Origin of the sequence: Mycobacterium europaeum (assembly GCF_034555895.2) — a bacterium.
In the GTDB taxonomy this organism is placed as follows: Bacteria; Actinomycetota; Actinomycetes; order Mycobacteriales; family Mycobacteriaceae; genus Mycobacterium; species Mycobacterium europaeum.
Genome location: NZ_CP157315.1, coordinates 1,858,829 through 1,874,514, shown reverse-complemented (window position 1 = coordinate 1,874,514; position 15,686 = coordinate 1,858,829). Strand labels below are relative to the sequence as shown.

The window sequence follows — 15,686 nt, the reverse complement described above, 5'->3', positions numbered from 1 at the left end:
CCACCGGCGGCCACGCCCGGGCCCGGGGAGGCACTCGACGGCTGCCGGACTACGGCACGACAACAGTTTTGGCTCGGGTCTTTTGACCCCTGATTGAACGGCCTGTTCCGGGGATAGACTCTCGTATTCAGGGGAATCTCGCCGAAGAGGAGCTCAAGGCCATGGCCATCATCGACTCGGACACCGAGGTCCGGACATCGTTCGAAGACGACATCGCCGCCACGCAGCGGTACATGGACGGCCCGCGGTTCGCCGGCATCACGCGCCTCTACACCGCCCGCCAGGTCGTCGAGCAACGCGGCACCATCCCCACCGACTACCCGGTGGCGCGCAACGCGGCGACGGCCTTCTACGACCGGCTGCGCGAACTGTTCGCCGCCAAGAAGAGCATCACCACCTTCGGGCCCTATTCGCCCGGCCAGGCGGTGGCCATGAAGCGGATGGGCATCGAGGGCATTTACCTCGGCGGCTGGGCGACCTCGGCCAAGGGCTCCACCACCGAAGACCCCGGTCCCGACCTCGCCAGCTACCCGCTCAGCCAGGTGCCCGACGACGCCGCGGTGCTGGTGCGGGCCCTGCTCACCGCCGACCGCAATCAGCAGTACCTGCGCGTGAACATGAGCGAGCGGCAGCGCGCCAGCACGCCCGCCTACGACTATCGCCCGTTCATCATCGCCGACGCGGACACCGGCCACGGCGGTGATCCGCACGTGCGCAACCTGATCCGCCGTTTCGTCGAGGTCGGCGTGGCCGGCTACCACATCGAGGACCAGCGCCCCGGTACCAAGAAGTGTGGTCACCAGGGCGGCAAGGTGCTGGTGCCGTCCGACGAACAGATCAAGCGGCTCAACGCGGCTCGCTTCCAGCTGGACATCATGCGCGTGCCGGGGATCATCGTCGCGCGCACCGACGCCGAGGCGGCCAACCTGATCGACAGCCGCGCCGACGAGCGCGACCAGCCGTTCCTGCTCGGCGCCACCAACCTCAACATCCCTTCGTACAAGTCGTGTTTCCTGGCGATGGTCCGGCGGTTCTACGAGCTGGGCGTCAAGGAGCTCAACGGCCACCTGCTCTACGCGCTCGCCGATTCCGAGTACGCCGCCGCCACAGCCTGGCTCGAGCGCCAGGGCATCCAGGGCCTGATCGCCGAGGCGGTGAACGCCCGGCGAGAGGACGGGCACGAATCAATCGACGACCTCTTCGACCAGGTCGAGTCGCGGTTCGTGGCGGCCTGGGAGGACGACGCCGGGCTGATGACCTACGGCGAGGCCGTCGCCGAGGTGCTCGCGTTCGGCGAGAGCGAGGACGAACCCGTCGACATGAGTCCCGAGCAGTGGCGGCAATTCTCCGAGTCCGCGTCGCTGTACGCGGCACGGGAGAAAGCGAAAGAGCTTGGCGCAGACCCGCCGTGGGACTGCGAGCTGGCGAAGACGCCGGAGGGCTACTACCAGATTCGCGGCGGAATTCCGTATGCGATCGCCAAGTCACTCGCGGCCGCCCCGTTCGCCGACATCCTGTGGATGGAGACCAAAACCGCCGACCTGGCCGATGCCCGCCAGTTCGCCGAGGCGATTCACGCCAAGTTCCCCGACCAGATGCTGGCCTACAACCTGTCGCCGTCGTTCAACTGGGACACCACCGGGATGACCGACGAGGAGATGAAGCGATTCCCCGAGGAGCTCGGCAAGATGGGCTTCGTCTTCAACTTCATCACCTACGGCGGCCACCAGATCGACGGCGTGGCGGCCGAGGAGTTCGCCACCTCCCTCAAGCAGGACGGCATGCTGGCGCTGGCCCGCCTGCAGCGCAAGATGCGCCTGGTGGAGTCGCCGTACCGCACGCCGCAGACGCTGGTCGGCGGCCCCCGCAGCGACGCGGCGCTGCAGGCGTCCTCCGGCCGCACGGCGACCACCAAAGCGATGGGCAAGGGCTCGACCCAGCACCAGCATCTGGTGCAGACCGAGGTGCCGAAGAAGCTGCTCGAGGAATGGCTCACGCTGTGGAGCGAGCATTACCACCTCGGCGAGAAGCTGCGGGTGCAGTTGCGGCCCCGGCGCGCCGGGTCGGACGTGCTGGTGCTGGGCATTTACGGCAACGGGGACGAACAGCTGGCCAACGTCGTCTTCGACCCCATCAAGGACCGCCACGGCCGCAGCATCCTCACCGTCCGCGATCAGAACACCTTCGCCGAGAAGCTGCGTCAGAAGCGGCTGATGACGCTGATCCACCTCTGGCTCGTGCACCGCTTCAAGGCCGACGCGGTGTACTACGTGACGCCGACGGAGGACAATCAGTACCAGACCTCGAAGATGAAGTCGCACGGCATCTTCAGCGAGGTGTACCAGGAGGTCGGCGAGATCATCGTCGCCGAGGTGAACCACCCGCGCATCGAGGAGTTGCTGAAGCCCGACCGCGTGGCCCTGCGGAAGCTCATCACCAAGGAGGACTAGCCGGCGGACGGCGTTCTCGCCGTGGCGAAGGCGTTGGACGGCAATACCATCCGGTTTCGGCTCGCCCCGGGCGAGAGCAGACGTCCAATTTACGAATAAGAAAATTTTTTATTGCCGGGTTTGTAAATTCCCGCATGACAACAGTTTTCCGGGGATACGATTTGGCTGACCGATGGCCCATTAGCCCGAGATGGGCCATCGGTCCCACCGGGCTCAGTCCCAGGGCTTTCCGCTCGCGTCAACACCCACCCTCAGCACCCTGCGGTCGACGAGGCACGCCTCGTGCGACATCCACTCCATGCCCTCGGAAAATATGTCGTGTAGCAATAGTTGCACAGATGTAGGATTAGGTCATGGATGCGCGCCAGTTATGGCGCGCAGCGGCAGGGAGGAGCGGTTGATGAAGGCGCAGATCAAGACGGCGGCTGCGGTGTTCGGCGGGATGTCCGCGGTTGCCCTGGCGGTGGGATTCGGCGCGGTCGGCATCGACCCGGCGGGCGGCGCGCCGGCAGCGGCGACGCACCCGTCGTCCAGCACGGCGGCGACGTCGACGACCGGCGCCGGCACCCATGTGGCCACCCTGGCCGGCTGCGTGTCCGGCCTCGACTGCTAGCGCGGCTGTTGTCCCGGTGGCCCATCCGCGTGATGGGCCACCGGCGTTTTGGGGAGCGGAAGTCGCCCCGTCGGATCCCGTTTGCCGCCCCGCACACCGGGGTAAGGAGAAGTGGACCACCTGCACCCCGTGCGGGTGGGGATTGGGGACTCCGATGAGATCTGCAGCAAGAACCTCGGTCGCGCTCTTTAGCGGGGCGGCCATGCTGGTGCTCGCGGTCGGGTGTGGCGGTGGCGGCAACAAGGGGCCGAGCAGCACCACCACCACCACGACCACGACGACGCCCTCATCGAGCGTCGCTCCGTCGACACCGGGTGGCGGCGGCACCACGGGCGGCCCCACGGGAGGCGGCGGGCCCGGCGGTGGCGGCGGCGGGGTCCCGGGCGGGCCCACCGGCAGTGGCGGGCCCGGCGGTGGCGGCGGCGGGATCCCCGGCGGCCCGAGCGGCGGCGGCGGACCCGGCGGCGGTGGCGGCAGCATCCCCGGTGTCGGGGGTGGCGGCGGCGGCCCGGGTGGCGGCGGGGGTTGCGTCGGCAACGTCTGCGGCGGCTACTGACATCCGTGCGCTGAGCCGGCCGTAGCGCACCGAGACGAAGACTTGCTCCCTGAGTCGGCGGGGCCGCGATCACCCGGCCCCGCCGACTGAAACTCGCGCTCCGAACGTTGCGACGCGAAACCCCTGGGCCGAACATCGGATTCGAGTTATGGTTCTGGCCAACTCGGATGCAAGGGGACTTCAATGGCGAAGCTCAGGTTTGGATACTTCATCGCCCCGTTCCATCGGGCGGGCACGAATCCGACGCTGGCATTGCAGCGCGACCTCGAGTTCATCGAGCACCTCGACGCCCTGGGCTTCGACGAAGTGTGGTTGGGCGAACACCACTCGGCGGGCAGCGAGATCATCAGCTCACCGGAGATCTTCATCGCCGCCGCGGCCGAACGCGCCAAGCGCATTCGCTTTGGCACCGGGGTCATTTCGCTCTCGTATCACAACCCGCTCTGGGTCGCCGACCGGCTGATGTTGCTCGATCACCTCACCCATGGCCGGATCATCGGCGGCGTGGGCCCGGGTTCACTGCCCAGCGACTCGTCGATGATCGGGCTCACCCCCACGGACACCCGCGAGCTGCTCGAAACGAACCTCGACATCGTCGTCCGGCTGCTGGCGGGGGAGACGGTGAGCGCCAAGACGGCCACGCATCAGTTGTTCGACGCCAAGCTGCAGCTCGCCCCGTACTCGGACGGCGGGATCCCGCTCTCGGTCGCCGCGGTCGCATCGCCAACCGGTGCGCGGCTGGCGGGCAAGCATGGCATCGGCCTGCTGTCCATCGGTGCGACGTTGACCGTCGAGGGTTTCAACGCGCTCTCCTACCACTGGGGCATCGTCGAGGAGCGTGCGGCGGCCTTCGGCACGCAGGTCGACCGCAGGAACTGGAGCCTGGTCGGCCTGTTCCATCTCGCCGAGACCGAGAAGCAGGCCCGGGAAGAGGTCAAGTTCGGCATCGAGCCATGGTTCCGCTATTTCCAGAAAGTGGCCGCCTTCCCGCAGATGACGATGCCCGGCGAGCAGCTCGACGAGATGATCGACGTCATCAACGACAACGGGGCGGGCGTGATCGGCACGCCCGAGCGGGCGCGCCAGCAGGTGCAGCGCCTGTGGGATCAATCCGGCGGGTTCGGCTGCATGCTGCAGATGGGCCACGAGTGGGCCAACCCGGCCGCCACGCGGCGGTCCGCGGAGTTGTTTGCCGCCGAAGTCATGCCGCATTTCCAGGGCCAGGCGCAGCCGACGCTGGATGCCGCCGCGCGTGCCGGACAGGCCCGCGACAGCCTGGCGCAATCGCAGCTGGACGCCGTCGCGCACATGACGAAGAAGTACCAGGATGAGGTCGGCGCGACGTAGCGGCTCAGCGTGTTCCGCCTCGGGAAGCGGGCTAGCGCCGGCCGTTCGATTCCCGCTCGGCCGCCTTCACCAGGCGACCGGCGAAGTACCGGACCGCGCCGCCCATGGCGGCACGCATCACCGGACCCGTCCCGCGCACGCCCTCGGTGAACGAACCGGTCCAGCGGATGTCGGTTCCACCCGCCGGGTTCGGTGTGAACACCACCTCGCCCGAGTAATCCTTGGCGGGTGTCGGGGGCCCGACCAGCCGGTAGGCATGCCGGCGATCCTGCTCGTACTCGACGGTCTCCTCCTGGACCAGCACCGGCCACAGTCCCACCTTGCGGATGGCCCCGATGCCGCCGGGCGCGGGATCGCCCTGCCGCGCCCAGCTCGACTGCACGACGATGGGCTTGGCCCACTTCGACCAGTTGGCGCCGTCGGTGACGAGCCGGAACAGCGTCGCGGCGGGCGCGGTGCTGGTGCGGTTCACCTCGAAAGAAAATGTCCTGCCTGACATGACCAAACCCCCGCTGGCATCGTCGGCGACCCTGCGTGCCGCTCGCGGGTAGGTTATCGCCCACACTGCGCATCCCCGGGACGGGGTTCGCGGGACAGGCGAATTCAGTTCGGCCTCAACGCCCTTCGCCCCCGGGGTGCCGATGATCACGTTCACGGCCGCCGCCCGCCGGCCTTGCCTACAGTGTTGTCCATGGCGTTCGGTTCCCGGCAGCACAACCAAGCTCCTCCCGGCTTGCTCGAGATCGAGGACTGCCTGGATGCCGACGGCAACATCATGCCGCCGCCGGACGTCACGCTGATCTCGCTCATCGAGCGCAACATCGCGAACGTCGGTGACGCCGTGGCGTACCGATTCCTGGACTACAGCCGGTCGGCCGACGGGCTCGTCGAGGAGGTGACGTGGAGCCAGTTCGGGGTGCGGCTGGAAGCCATCGGCGCGCGCGTCCAACAGGCGGCCGGCCGTGGCGAACGCGTCGCGGTCCTGGCGCCGCAGAGCCTCGACTACGTGATGGGTTTCTATGCGGCGATCAAGGCCGGAACCATCGCCGTGCCGCTGTTCGCGCCGGAGTTGCCCGGGCACGCGGAACGTCTCGATACCGCCCTGCGGGACTCGGAGCCGACGGCGGTGTTGACGACGGCGGCGGCCCGGGGCGCGGTCGAGGACTTTCTGAGCACCCTTCCGCAATTGCGGCGCCCGCGGGTCCTCGTCATCGACGAGATCCCCGACTCGGCGCGGGAATCGTTCGCGCCCACCGAGTTACGCCACGACGACGTCTCGCACCTGCAGTACACGTCGGGCTCGACCCGGCCCCCGGTGGGCGTGGAGATCACGCACCGGGCCGTCGGCACCAACCTCGTGCAGATGATCCTGTCGATCGACCTGCTCGACCGCAACACCCACGGGGTGAGCTGGTTACCGCTCTACCACGACATGGGCCTGTCGATGATCGGCTTCCCGGCGGTGTACGGGGGACACTCCACGCTGATGTCGCCCGCCGCGTTCGTCCGCCGGCCGCAGCGCTGGATCAAGGCCTTGTCCGCCCAGGCGGGGCGCGCCGTCACCGCGGCGCCGAACTTCGCCTACGAGTGGACGGCCCAGCGGGGCCTGCCCGCCCCGGGCGACGACGTCGACCTGAGCAACGTGGTGCTGATCATCGGGTCCGAACCGGTCAGCATCGACGCGATCACCAGCTTCAACAAGGCGTTCGCCCCGTACGGATTGCAGCCCACCGCGTTCAAGCCCTCCTACGGCATCGCCGAGGCCACGCTGTTCGTCGCGACCATCGCCCCCGACGCCCAGGCGACCGCCGCCTACTTCGACCGCGACGAGCTGGGCGCCGGGCGCGCGGTGCGGGTGGCGGCGGACGCGCCGGGAGCGGTGGCACAGGTCTCCTGCGGTCAGGTGGGCCGCAGCGAATGGGCCGTCATCGTCGACCCGGACACCGGCACCGAACTGCCCGACGGTCGTATCGGTGAGATCTGGATCCAGGGCAACAACGTCGGCCGGGGTTACTGGGGGCTGCCCGACGACACCCGGCGAGCGTTCGGCGCCCGGCTGCACTCGCGGCTCGCCGAGGGCAGCCACGCCCAGGGCGCCGCCGCCGAACGCCCGTGGCTGCGGACCGGGGACCTGGGCACCCATCTCGACGGCGAGCTGTACGTCACGGGCCGGATCGCCGACATGGTCACCGTCGACGGCCGCAACCACTACCCGCAACACATCGAGGCGACCGTCGCAGAAGCGTCGCCGATCGTCCGGCGCGGGTACGTGACCGCCTTCGCGGTGCCGGCCGAGGGCACCGGTCAACAGCTGGTGATCATCGCCGAGCGGGCCACGGGAACCAGCCGCGCCGACCCGCAGCCGGCCATCGAGGCCATCCGCGCCGCGGTCTCGCGCCGCCACGGTGTGCCGGTGGCCGACGTGCGTTTCCTGTCGGCCGGCGCCATTCCGCGCACCACCAGCGGCAAACTGGCGCGCCGCGCGTGCCGCGCCCAATACCTCAGCGGCAGCCTGGGCGCGCGCTGACCGCGGCGGGCCGGGACGCCCCAAAAGCGGGGCCCTCGCGGCGCGGTTGACTTAGTCTCCCGTGGGAGGCGAACGATGGTGCTCAAGATTGCGGTGCCGGCGGATCGGATTCACGGCGACGCCGACACCGGCTACGGAAAGGTCGCCGACGCCTTCCGCGCCAGTTTCCGCGCCGGCGCGGAAGTCGGCGCCGCCGTTGCGGTGTACCGGGACGGGGTCAAGGTCGTCGACTTGTGGGGCGGCTACCGCAACGGGTTGGCCAAGGAGCCCTGGCGGCCCGACACGATGGTCAACATGTTCTCCACGACCAAAGGGGTCGCCGCCCTGGTCGTGGCCGTGGCGGTGTCCCGGGGACTCCTCTCCTATGACGCCCGGGTGGCCGATTACTGGCCGGAATTCGCGCAAGCGGGCAAGGGCGAGGTGACGGTACGCCAACTCCTCGGGCACCAGGCCGGACTGTGCGCGCTCAAACCGAAACCCACGCTGGCCGACGTCGCCGACCCCGCCAGGCTTGCGCCGATCCTCGCGGCGCAGGCGCCCGCGTGGCGCCCGGGCACCCGGCACGGCTACCACGCGATCACGCTCGGCTGGTACGAATCCGAGCTGATCCGCCGGACCGACCCGGCCGGCCGCACGCTGGGCCGTTTCATGGCCGACGAGGTCGTCCGGCCGCTGGGACTGGACCTGCACATCGGACTGCCGGATTCGGTCGACCGCGAGCGGGTGGCGCACGTCCACAACTGGGCGCGCGCGGAGTCGCTGCTGCATCTGAACGTGATGCCGGCCGGGTTCGTCGGCGCCTCCCTCAACCCGGTCGGCCTGACGGCGCGCACCATCGGGGTCCCGCGCGGCGTCAACGCGTTCAACGGCGACTACAACCGCGACGAGGTGCGGGCGGTCGAGATCCCGTCGGCCAACGGCATCGGCACCGCCCGCGCGGTGGCGCGGCTGTACGGCGGCGCGGCCACCGGGGGAGCGGAACTCGGTCTCGGCGGCGACACCCTCGATGCGCTGGCGGCGCCGGCGCTCGAGCCGAGCCGGGGCGCCCGCGACAAGGTCATGAACGTGGACGTGGTGTATTCGCTGGGGTTCTGTAAACCGGTGCCGCACTTCGCCTTCGGCTCCTCGGAAAAGGCCTTCGGAACTCCGGGCTTCGGCGGCTCGTTCGGCTGCGCCGACCCGGACACCGGCGTCGGGTTCGCCTACGTGATGAATCGGCTGGGCTTTCACCTGTGGAGCGACCCGCGCGAACTCGCCCTGCGGCAGGCGCTGTTTCGCGACGTGCTCGGCGTGCGTCCGCAGACGTGACGCCGGTGGAAATCCTTTTCGTCCGCTACGGTGAGGCTGCCGAGTTGCCTGGGGGACAGCCGGGAGATCCGCTGCACCAGCACCAGGAGGCGCCATGGTCAACCCGCCCCGCGGGGACGCACGATTCGACGGGGGCCTCAACCCGTCGACGGCCGACTCCACCCCGGTAAGACCGTCGATCGTCGCCCCGCCCGCCGGCGCGCCCAACGTCGTCGTGGTGTTGCTCGACGACGTCGGGTTCGGCGCCGCGTCGACCTTCGGTGGACCGGTGCCGACCCCCGCACTGGACCGCGTCGCCGGCGCCGGGTTGCGCTACAACCAATTCCACACCACCGCGCTGTGCTCACCGACGCGCGCCGCACTGCTGACCGGTCGCAATCATCACAGCGCGCACATGGGCACCATCTGCGAGATCGCCTACGGATTCCCGGGTTACGACAGCCTGATCCCACAGAGCACCGCCACCGTCGCCCAGGTGCTGAAGATGAACGGCTACAGCACGGCGCTGTTCGGCAAGGCGCACTTCACCCCGATTTGGGAGATCGGGCCGGCGGGTCCGTTCGACCGCTGGCCGACCGGACTCGGCTTCGAGCGTTTCTACGGATTTCTGGGCGGGGACACCTCCCAGTACGAACCCGCGCTCTACGACCAGATCACGCCCGTCGAGCCGTACCTGGGACGCGACGACTACCACCTGACCGAAGACCTCGCCGACAAGGCGATCGACTGGATCCGGCTGCAGCAAACGTCCGCGCCGGACAAGCCGTTCTTCCTGTACTTCGCGCCCGGCGCCACCCACAGCCCGCACCAGGTGTGGCCGGAATGGTCGGACCGGTTCGCCGGCCAATTCGACGACGGTTGGGATGCGCTGCGGGAACGCATCTACGCCCGCCAGCTGGAAATGGGGATCATCCCCGCCGGCGCCGTGTTGACGCCGCGACCCCCGCAGATACCCGCATGGGCCGACTACGACGACCGCTACAAGCCGGTGGCCCGGCGGCTGATGGAGGTCTACGCCGGGTTTCTGGCTCACACCGACGCCCAGGTCGCGCGGGTCATCGACGCCGTCGACGCGTCAGGGCAGTGGGACAACACGTTGTTCATCTACCTGTGCGGCGACAACGGCGCATCCGCGGAAGGGACGCTGCACGGCGCGTGGAGCTCACCGGCCTTCCAGAACGGCATGCCCGAGGATCCGGAGTGGCTGCTGGCCCACATCGCCGACTTCGGCACGCCACGCTGCGAAAACCACTACAACGTGGGCTGGGCGTGGGCGCTCGACGCACCGTTTCAGTGGATGAAACAAGTGGCGTCCCACTTCGGCGGAACCCGCAATGGGCTGGCGATCTCCTGGCCGCGGGGCATCGCGGCGGCGGGGGAGCAGCGCAGCCAGTTCCACCATGTCATCGACATCGTGCCGACGATCCTGGAAGCCGCCGGCATCGAGATGCCCACGTGTGTCAACGGCGTCGAACAGAAGCCGGTCGAGGGTGTCAGCATGCGGTATTCGTTCGACGACCCTGCCGCAGCCGGGCGGCGGACCACCCAGTATTTCGAAATCTTCGGCAATCGCGCTGTGTACCACGATGGTTGGATCGCCTCGTGTTTTCACGGTCGACTGCCCTGGGTCCGCGCCCAGCGCGCAACGCCGTTCGGCGACACCGAACGCTGGGAGCTCTACCACCTCGCCGACGATTTCAGCCAGGGCGTCGACCTGGCGGCGCAACTCCCCGCCAAGCTCGCGGAGCTGAAGGCCGTATTCGATGCCGAGGCGCGGAAATACGACGTCTACCCGCTCAGCGACGCGACGCTGGCCCGCGCCTTCCCCGGCAACCGGCCGAGCCTGCTGGCCGAGCGCACCTCGGTCACCTACTACGCCGGGCAGGTGCGCATCCCCGAGCCCGTGACACTGAGCTACACCAGCACCTCTTTCGAATTGCGAGCACAGCTCGCCATTCCGGCGGGCGGCGCTCGGGGCGTGGTCATCTGCATCGGCGGCGCGATGGCCGGGTGGAGCTTGTACCTGCAACGCGGCGTTCCCCGCTTCGCCTACAACTACCTGGGCCATGAGCTCACCACCATTGCGGCGACCGAGCCGCTGCCGGAAGGCCCTGTCGCGCTGGCCGTGTCGTTTGACTACGACGGCGGCGGACTGGGCAAAGGCGCCTCGGTGTCGCTGCGTGTCAACGACATGACCGTGGCCGGCGGCCGCGTCGAACGCACGGTTCCGTTTCGCTTCTCGATGAGCGGCGAGACGTTGGACGTGGGCACCGACACCGGCTCCCCGGTCGCGCCCTACGGGCACGATTTCCGGTTCACCGGTCGCATCGACCGCATCGACGCCACCGTGCATCCGCATCCCACCGACCTGGCCGCGGCGCTCGCCGAGGCGGAGATGCGCGCCGCGCTCGGGGCGCAGTAGTGCTCGCGATGTGGAGCGGCCTCGTCCCGCTGCTCCTCGGTTGTGCGCTGGAACCGATCGAAGTCGTCATCACGATCATGCTGCTGGGGACCCCGTCGCGTGTGCGGTCGGCCGGCGCCTGGGTTGCGGGGCACATCAGCACGCGCCTGCTGCAAGGCCTCATCTTCGGCACCATCCTGCATTGGGGAGCGCGTAGCGCCGACCCGGACCGCCCGCACCACTGGATCGCTGCCACCGCGCTGTTGGTGGTGGCACTGCTGCTGCTGGTCACCGCGGCGCGGGAGCTGTTGACGGACGACGATCCCGACGCACCGCCGCCGAAGTGGATGACCATGCTGACGTCGGCCACGCCCGCCAAAGCGTTCTTCATCGGTGCCGGGGTCATCGCCGTGTCGGTGAAAGCCTGGGTCTTCACGCTCGGGGCCATCAGCGTGATCGGCAACGCGAATTTGAGCCGGCCCGCCAATGTCGGTTCTTATGTCCTCTTTGTGGCGCTCGCCGCGAGCGTGAATCTCCTCATCGTCGTGGTGGCAGCGGTTTTCCCGGACCGATCGCGCGCCCTGCTGGACAGGGTCTTGGGTTGGCTGCAAGGACACGACCGGCAGATCGTGATCGCGCTGGGCGTGGTCTTCGGGGGATGGTTCGCGCTCAAAGCCCTGCGCGGCTTCGGGATTCTCTAGGGACCTCGCCGGTCAGGCGGATGGCGTGGCCGCGCGCCGTCGCAACCAGAAGGTGTAGACCGCACCCACCGCGACGGTGACCAGCCCGTAGAGGGCGACGGCCCCGTGTTCGTCCGCGTTGGGAAAGTTCACCGATGCGATGGTCAACGCCGTCGCGGGGTGACGGCAGCTGCTGGCGAATGCCAGCACCGCCGACGACTCCCGCTCGGGGCCCCCGAGCACGTGCCCCACGGCGACCGTGCTGCCCGCGAACAACACCATCGCCAGCAGCGTCGACTCACCCAGCAGCTTCCACATGCTCGGCGCCGCGGCGATCAGCAGAACGACCATCGCCACCGGCAGCGCCCACCGCTGCACGTGGTCGATCGGTCCCTCGATACGCGCCGCGAGGGCCGGCCAGCGCCTCCGGATCCCCATTCCCGCGACGAGCGGCGCCACCACCGACATCAGCATCAGCTCCGCGATCGCCCAGGGGCTCGCGACGTACTGGTGCCCGAACACGCGCGCGATCAACGGCGCGGCCACGGAGATCACCGGGACCGCGAGAACGGCGAGCACCAGCACGAGGCCGAGCCCGTATTGCGGGCGCCCGCCCGCCTTCTCGCCCCGCCGCGGCAGCAACGGCGGCAGCGGTGAAACCGCCAGGGTGACAAGCGCGATGGCCACCTGGGGGCGCAGGTCCAGCACCCCCACCAACACGCCCGCGATGACCGGCGCCACGACCAGCACGGCCAGCAAGGAGCGGGCCAGCAGATCCGGCAGGCGCAACAGGTAGGCGGCGTCGGCGAACCGCGCGGTCAACCCGTAACCGAGGATCACGACGAAGAGGCTGATCTGGAAGGCTATGCGTGCCGCATCGGCCATGCTCACACCGGTCAGCCTGCCACGCCGGCCTCAGCACGGTGCCGGGATGGTCGAGGACGCACCACGGGATGCGCGCGAGCCCGCGCCGGACGGCCCTGCAATGGCATCCTGGCCGTGTGGGTGTGCTCATCCGGTTGGCCGAGCTGTTGATCGTGCTCCTGCCCCTGGCGGGTGCGACCGTCGCGGCGGTGCGCGCGTTCGGGGCCAACCGCCGGCGCGCCGAACAGCAGTCGCCTCCCGAACGGACGGAGACACCGCCGACCGGTGACAATCACGTCGCGCAGTGGCGGTCGCTGCGCCGGATCCTCGAGGAGCACAGCCGCACCGACGCGCGCTGGCTCGCCTACGAGCTCGACGTCGCCAAGCTCCTCGACTTCCCGCTCATGACGGACATGCGCGATCCGCTCACGGTCGCCTTTCACAAGGCCAAGCTCCGGGCCGACTTCCTGCGCCCGGTCAAAGCCGAAGAGCTGCTCGACGACCGCGAGGCCACCGCCCAATACCGGCACGCGGTCGAGGATTACGTGACCGCCTTCAACGCCGCCGAGACCGAAGCGATGCGCAGGCGTCGCAGTGACTTCTCCGGGACCGACCAGCAGCGGATCGCGCGCGCTCAGAACCTGCTCCGGGTGGCGTCGGATCCCGCGGCGACATCGCAGGAACGCGGGCGCGCCTACGACTTGGCGCGCCGGGAACTCGACGGCCTCATCGTCTTGCCGGCCACCACCCAGGCCGGCATCGAGCGGGGGATCTCCGGGGAGCTCGAGGGCTGACCTGCGAACCGGTTCGGCCGACCCGTCCGCGTTACGTGAGCTACGGGCAGGTGTATCCGCCGTCGATCACGATGTCGGAACCCGTCATGTAGCTGGAAGCGTCGCTGGCCAGGTAGAGGTACAGGCCGGCGAGTTCTTCGGGGCGGCCGATCCGCCCGAGCGGTATCTTCGGCTCCCACTGGCGGTGGTATTCGGTCAGCGGCTCCACGAGTTCGGTGAGGATGTAGCCCGGGCTGACGCTGTTGACCCGAATGTTGTGCGGCGCCAACTCGACGGCCATGGCCTTGGTCAGCTGGATCACCGCCGCCTTGGAGGTGCAGTAGTGACCGACTTGCTGCGGAACGTTGATGATGTGCCCCGACATCGAGGCCGTCGTGATGATGGCGCCGCCCCGTCCCTGTCGGACCATCGCCCTGGCCGCCGCTTGCGCGGTGAGGAAAACGCCTGTGACGTTGGTGCTCTGGATGCGTTCGAACTCTTCCGGCGACATGTCCAGCATCGGGTTCACGCTGATGATGCCGGCGTTGCAGACCGCGATGTCGACGCCGCCCAGCTCCGCGGTCACCCGGTCCAGCATCTCGCCGACCTGATTGGGTTGGGTCACGTCGCAACGGATCGGCACGACCTTGCCCTCGCCGTCCCCCGCGATCTCCCGGGCGACCCGGTCCAGGCTCTCGGGACGGCGCGCCGCGATGGCCACGTCGGCCCCCGCTTGGAGGTAGGCCTGGGCCACCTTCTTGCCGATGCCGCTCGATGCCCCGGTTATCAGGGCCCGCTTGCCGCGCAGATCGAACAACTTCAAGACGTTCATGCGATCTCCCCATTCAGACGAGCTACCTGTACCGGAAACACGTTCTAGTGTGTCCGCCATGGGCAAATTCACCAGGGCCGAAATCGAGCAAGCCGTCGAGAACTACACGCGGGTCGTGGAGGGGTGCAGCGCCTCGGGCGACTGGCGGCCGTTCGCCGATCTCTTCACCGAGGACGTCGTCTACACCGAACATCACTACGGGGTGTTCTACGGCCGCGAGGCCGTGCGGGACTGGATCGTCGCCGTCATGGCGCCGTTCCCGCACATGCGATTTCCGTCCGACTGGACCGCCTACGACGAGGACAACGACGCCGTCGTCGTGATGATCAAGAATCTGCTGGACCACCCGACCGATCCCGACGGCGAACCCTTCTGGTTCCCGAACTGGACGCGGCTGGTCTACGCCGGCAACGGCTTGTTCTCCAGCGAGGAAGACATCTATAACCCCAACCGGGATGCGCCCGGCGTGGTGGCCGCCTGGCTGCAGGCCGGCGGACGGCTCGAGTCAACCGAGATCCTGCAACCTCAGGCGTAGACGGTCCCACCCCCGCCGAGCGTGCAGGCTACGACGCTTCACCGGCGTGTCGTGTCGCGAAATGCGCGGTCGGCCCCGAAGGCGCCCCGGCGCCGCGATCGCACGGCCGCCAATGCCTGCTCCCAGGCCAGCTCCCAGGCCAGCATGGTGGCGGCCTTCATGTTGGCCGGCTTGACGCTTTCCCTGGACAGCAGCGCGGTCGCGGCCGCCTTCGTGGTCGCCGACGCCTTCGACACGTGGCCGGAGTCGAACGGCGGCTGCGGGTCGTATTCGATCGCGAGTTGGATTGCCTTGGCGCGGCTTTCTCCACCGATCTGTCCGGCCAGCCAGAACGCGAGGTCGAGTCCCGCCGACACCCCGGCGCCGGTAACGACGTTGTCCTGCCGCACGATTCGCTCGTCGCCCACCGGGACGGCGCCGAACGCCTTCAACGCCGGCATGGTCAGCCAGTGCGACGTGGCGCGCCGGCCGACGAGGAGGCCGGCCGCCGCCAGGATGACCGACCCGGAGCACACCGACGTCGTCCATCGGGCCGTCCGGTGGGCCTGCCGCAGCCAGTCCAGCAGCGCCTCGTCGCGGGCGTGCACCGGTGTGGAGGGGCCGCCCGGCACGAGAACGACGTCGGGCGAGGGCGTTTCGGCCAGCGAGTGGGTGGCCCCGATCACCAGCACGCCGGAGTCGGCGGTGATCGGCCCCGGCTGGTGCCAGACGAACCGCACTTCGGTGTCGTGCAGGTTGCGCAGCACCTCGTAGGGGCCGATCATGTCGAGCGCGGTGAATCCTGGATAGGTCACGATCGC

Annotated in this window: 14 protein-coding genes; 10 read left to right on the top strand and 4 right to left on the bottom strand. The window is 69.0% G+C overall.

Going from position 1 to position 15,686, the window contains the following annotated elements:
- Positions 1-161: 161 nt before the first annotated feature.
- The 4 genes from aceA to U8D42_RS08780 all read left to right on the top strand — a co-directional run bounded on the left by aceA (position 162) and on the right by U8D42_RS08780 (position 4,966).
- Positions 162-2,450: an isocitrate lyase ICL2 gene (gene aceA / locus U8D42_RS08795; protein WP_322861480.1), complete on the top strand. Its 2,289-nt coding sequence runs from the start codon at positions 162-164 to the stop codon at positions 2,448-2,450.
- A 400-nt stretch (positions 2,451-2,850) separates the two neighbouring features.
- Positions 2,851-3,063, top strand: a complete 213-nt coding sequence (locus tag U8D42_RS08790; protein ID WP_090422054.1) for a hypothetical protein — start codon at positions 2,851-2,853, stop codon at positions 3,061-3,063.
- A 154-nt stretch (positions 3,064-3,217) separates the two neighbouring features.
- Positions 3,218-3,619: a hypothetical protein gene (locus U8D42_RS08785; protein WP_322861479.1), complete on the top strand. Its 402-nt coding sequence runs from the start codon at positions 3,218-3,220 to the stop codon at positions 3,617-3,619.
- A gap of 183 nt (positions 3,620-3,802) precedes the next feature.
- Positions 3,803-4,966: an LLM class flavin-dependent oxidoreductase gene (locus tag U8D42_RS08780; protein ID WP_322861478.1), complete on the top strand. Its 1,164-nt coding sequence runs from the start codon at positions 3,803-3,805 to the stop codon at positions 4,964-4,966.
- A gap of 31 nt (positions 4,967-4,997) precedes the next feature.
- On the opposite strand, the gene U8D42_RS08775 is transcribed toward U8D42_RS08780, so the two are convergent.
- Positions 4,998-5,465, bottom strand: a complete 468-nt coding sequence (locus U8D42_RS08775) for an SRPBCC family protein (RefSeq protein WP_322861477.1) — start codon at positions 5,463-5,465, stop codon at positions 4,998-5,000.
- Between the two features lie 192 nt (positions 5,466-5,657).
- On the opposite strand from U8D42_RS08775, the gene U8D42_RS08770 reads away from it, so the two are divergent.
- The 4 genes from U8D42_RS08770 (at position 5,658) to U8D42_RS08755 (ending at position 11,903) form a co-directional block, all read left to right on the top strand.
- Positions 5,658-7,493, top strand: a complete 1,836-nt coding sequence (locus U8D42_RS08770; protein WP_322861476.1) for a fatty acyl-AMP ligase — start codon at positions 5,658-5,660, stop codon at positions 7,491-7,493.
- A 75-nt stretch (positions 7,494-7,568) separates the two neighbouring features.
- On the top strand, positions 7,569-8,801 hold the full coding sequence (locus U8D42_RS08765; protein WP_322861475.1) for a serine hydrolase domain-containing protein: 1,233 nt from the start codon (positions 7,569-7,571) through the stop codon (positions 8,799-8,801).
- 94 nt (positions 8,802-8,895) lie between these two features.
- The gene (locus tag U8D42_RS08760) at positions 8,896-11,223 is read left to right on the top strand and encodes an arylsulfatase (protein ID WP_322861474.1); all 2,328 of its coding nucleotides are present in this window, start codon (positions 8,896-8,898) and stop codon (positions 11,221-11,223) included.
- An 8-nt stretch (positions 11,224-11,231) separates the two neighbouring features.
- A complete protein-coding gene (locus tag U8D42_RS08755) occupies positions 11,232-11,903 on the top strand; it encodes a GAP family protein (protein ID WP_322861473.1) in 672 nt (223 codons plus the stop codon).
- 12 nt (positions 11,904-11,915) lie between these two features.
- Here U8D42_RS08755 and U8D42_RS08750 read toward each other — a convergent pair whose 3' ends face one another.
- Complete coding sequence (locus U8D42_RS08750; protein WP_244275495.1) at positions 11,916-12,767, bottom strand: bile acid:sodium symporter family protein; 852 nt, start codon at positions 12,765-12,767, stop codon at positions 11,916-11,918.
- A gap of 116 nt (positions 12,768-12,883) precedes the next feature.
- Here U8D42_RS08750 and U8D42_RS08745 point away from each other — a divergent pair, with 116 nt between their 5' ends.
- Positions 12,884-13,540: a hypothetical protein gene (locus U8D42_RS08745; RefSeq protein ID WP_085238907.1), complete on the top strand. Its 657-nt coding sequence runs from the start codon at positions 12,884-12,886 to the stop codon at positions 13,538-13,540.
- A gap of 40 nt (positions 13,541-13,580) precedes the next feature.
- Here the strand turns inward: U8D42_RS08745 and U8D42_RS08740 are convergent, their stop codons facing one another.
- The gene (locus U8D42_RS08740) at positions 13,581-14,351 is read right to left on the bottom strand and encodes an SDR family oxidoreductase (RefSeq protein ID WP_322861472.1); all 771 of its coding nucleotides are present in this window, start codon (positions 14,349-14,351) and stop codon (positions 13,581-13,583) included.
- A 58-nt stretch (positions 14,352-14,409) separates the two neighbouring features.
- Here U8D42_RS08740 and U8D42_RS08735 point away from each other — a divergent pair, with 58 nt between their 5' ends.
- On the top strand, positions 14,410-14,886 hold the full coding sequence (locus U8D42_RS08735) for a nuclear transport factor 2 family protein (RefSeq protein ID WP_322861471.1): 477 nt from the start codon (positions 14,410-14,412) through the stop codon (positions 14,884-14,886).
- A 38-nt stretch (positions 14,887-14,924) separates the two neighbouring features.
- On the opposite strand, the gene U8D42_RS08730 is transcribed toward U8D42_RS08735, so the two are convergent.
- Complete coding sequence (locus tag U8D42_RS08730) at positions 14,925-15,650, bottom strand: DJ-1/PfpI family protein (protein ID WP_348636964.1); 726 nt, start codon at positions 15,648-15,650, stop codon at positions 14,925-14,927.
- Between the last annotated feature and the right edge of the window lie 36 nt (positions 15,651-15,686).

Coding starts and splice junctions, on each gene's coding strand:
- U8D42_RS08790 (WP_090422054.1), top strand. CDS start 2,851: ATGAAGGCGCAGATCAAGACGGCGGCTGCGGTGTTCGGCGGGATGTCC.
- U8D42_RS08755 (WP_322861473.1), top strand. CDS start 11,232: ATGTGGAGCGGCCTCGTCCCGCTGCTCCTCGGTTGTGCGCTGGAACCG.
- U8D42_RS08760 (WP_322861474.1), top strand. CDS start 8,896: ATGGTCAACCCGCCCCGCGGGGACGCACGATTCGACGGGGGCCTCAAC.
- U8D42_RS08780 (WP_322861478.1), top strand. CDS start 3,803: ATGGCGAAGCTCAGGTTTGGATACTTCATCGCCCCGTTCCATCGGGCG.
- U8D42_RS08785 (WP_322861479.1), top strand. CDS start 3,218: ATGAGATCTGCAGCAAGAACCTCGGTCGCGCTCTTTAGCGGGGCGGCC.
- U8D42_RS08770 (WP_322861476.1), top strand. CDS start 5,658: ATGGCGTTCGGTTCCCGGCAGCACAACCAAGCTCCTCCCGGCTTGCTC.
- U8D42_RS08730 (WP_348636964.1), bottom strand. CDS start 15,650: ATGATCGGCCCCTACGAGGTGCTGCGCAACCTGCACGACACCGAAGTG.
- U8D42_RS08735 (WP_322861471.1), top strand. CDS start 14,410: ATGGGCAAATTCACCAGGGCCGAAATCGAGCAAGCCGTCGAGAACTAC.
- U8D42_RS08765 (WP_322861475.1), top strand. CDS start 7,569: ATGGTGCTCAAGATTGCGGTGCCGGCGGATCGGATTCACGGCGACGCC.
- U8D42_RS08740 (WP_322861472.1), bottom strand. CDS start 14,351: ATGAACGTCTTGAAGTTGTTCGATCTGCGCGGCAAGCGGGCCCTGATA.
- U8D42_RS08775 (WP_322861477.1), bottom strand. CDS start 5,465: ATGTCAGGCAGGACATTTTCTTTCGAGGTGAACCGCACCAGCACCGCG.
- U8D42_RS08750 (WP_244275495.1), bottom strand. CDS start 12,767: ATGGCCGATGCGGCACGCATAGCCTTCCAGATCAGCCTCTTCGTCGTG.
- aceA (WP_322861480.1), top strand. CDS start 162: ATGGCCATCATCGACTCGGACACCGAGGTCCGGACATCGTTCGAAGAC.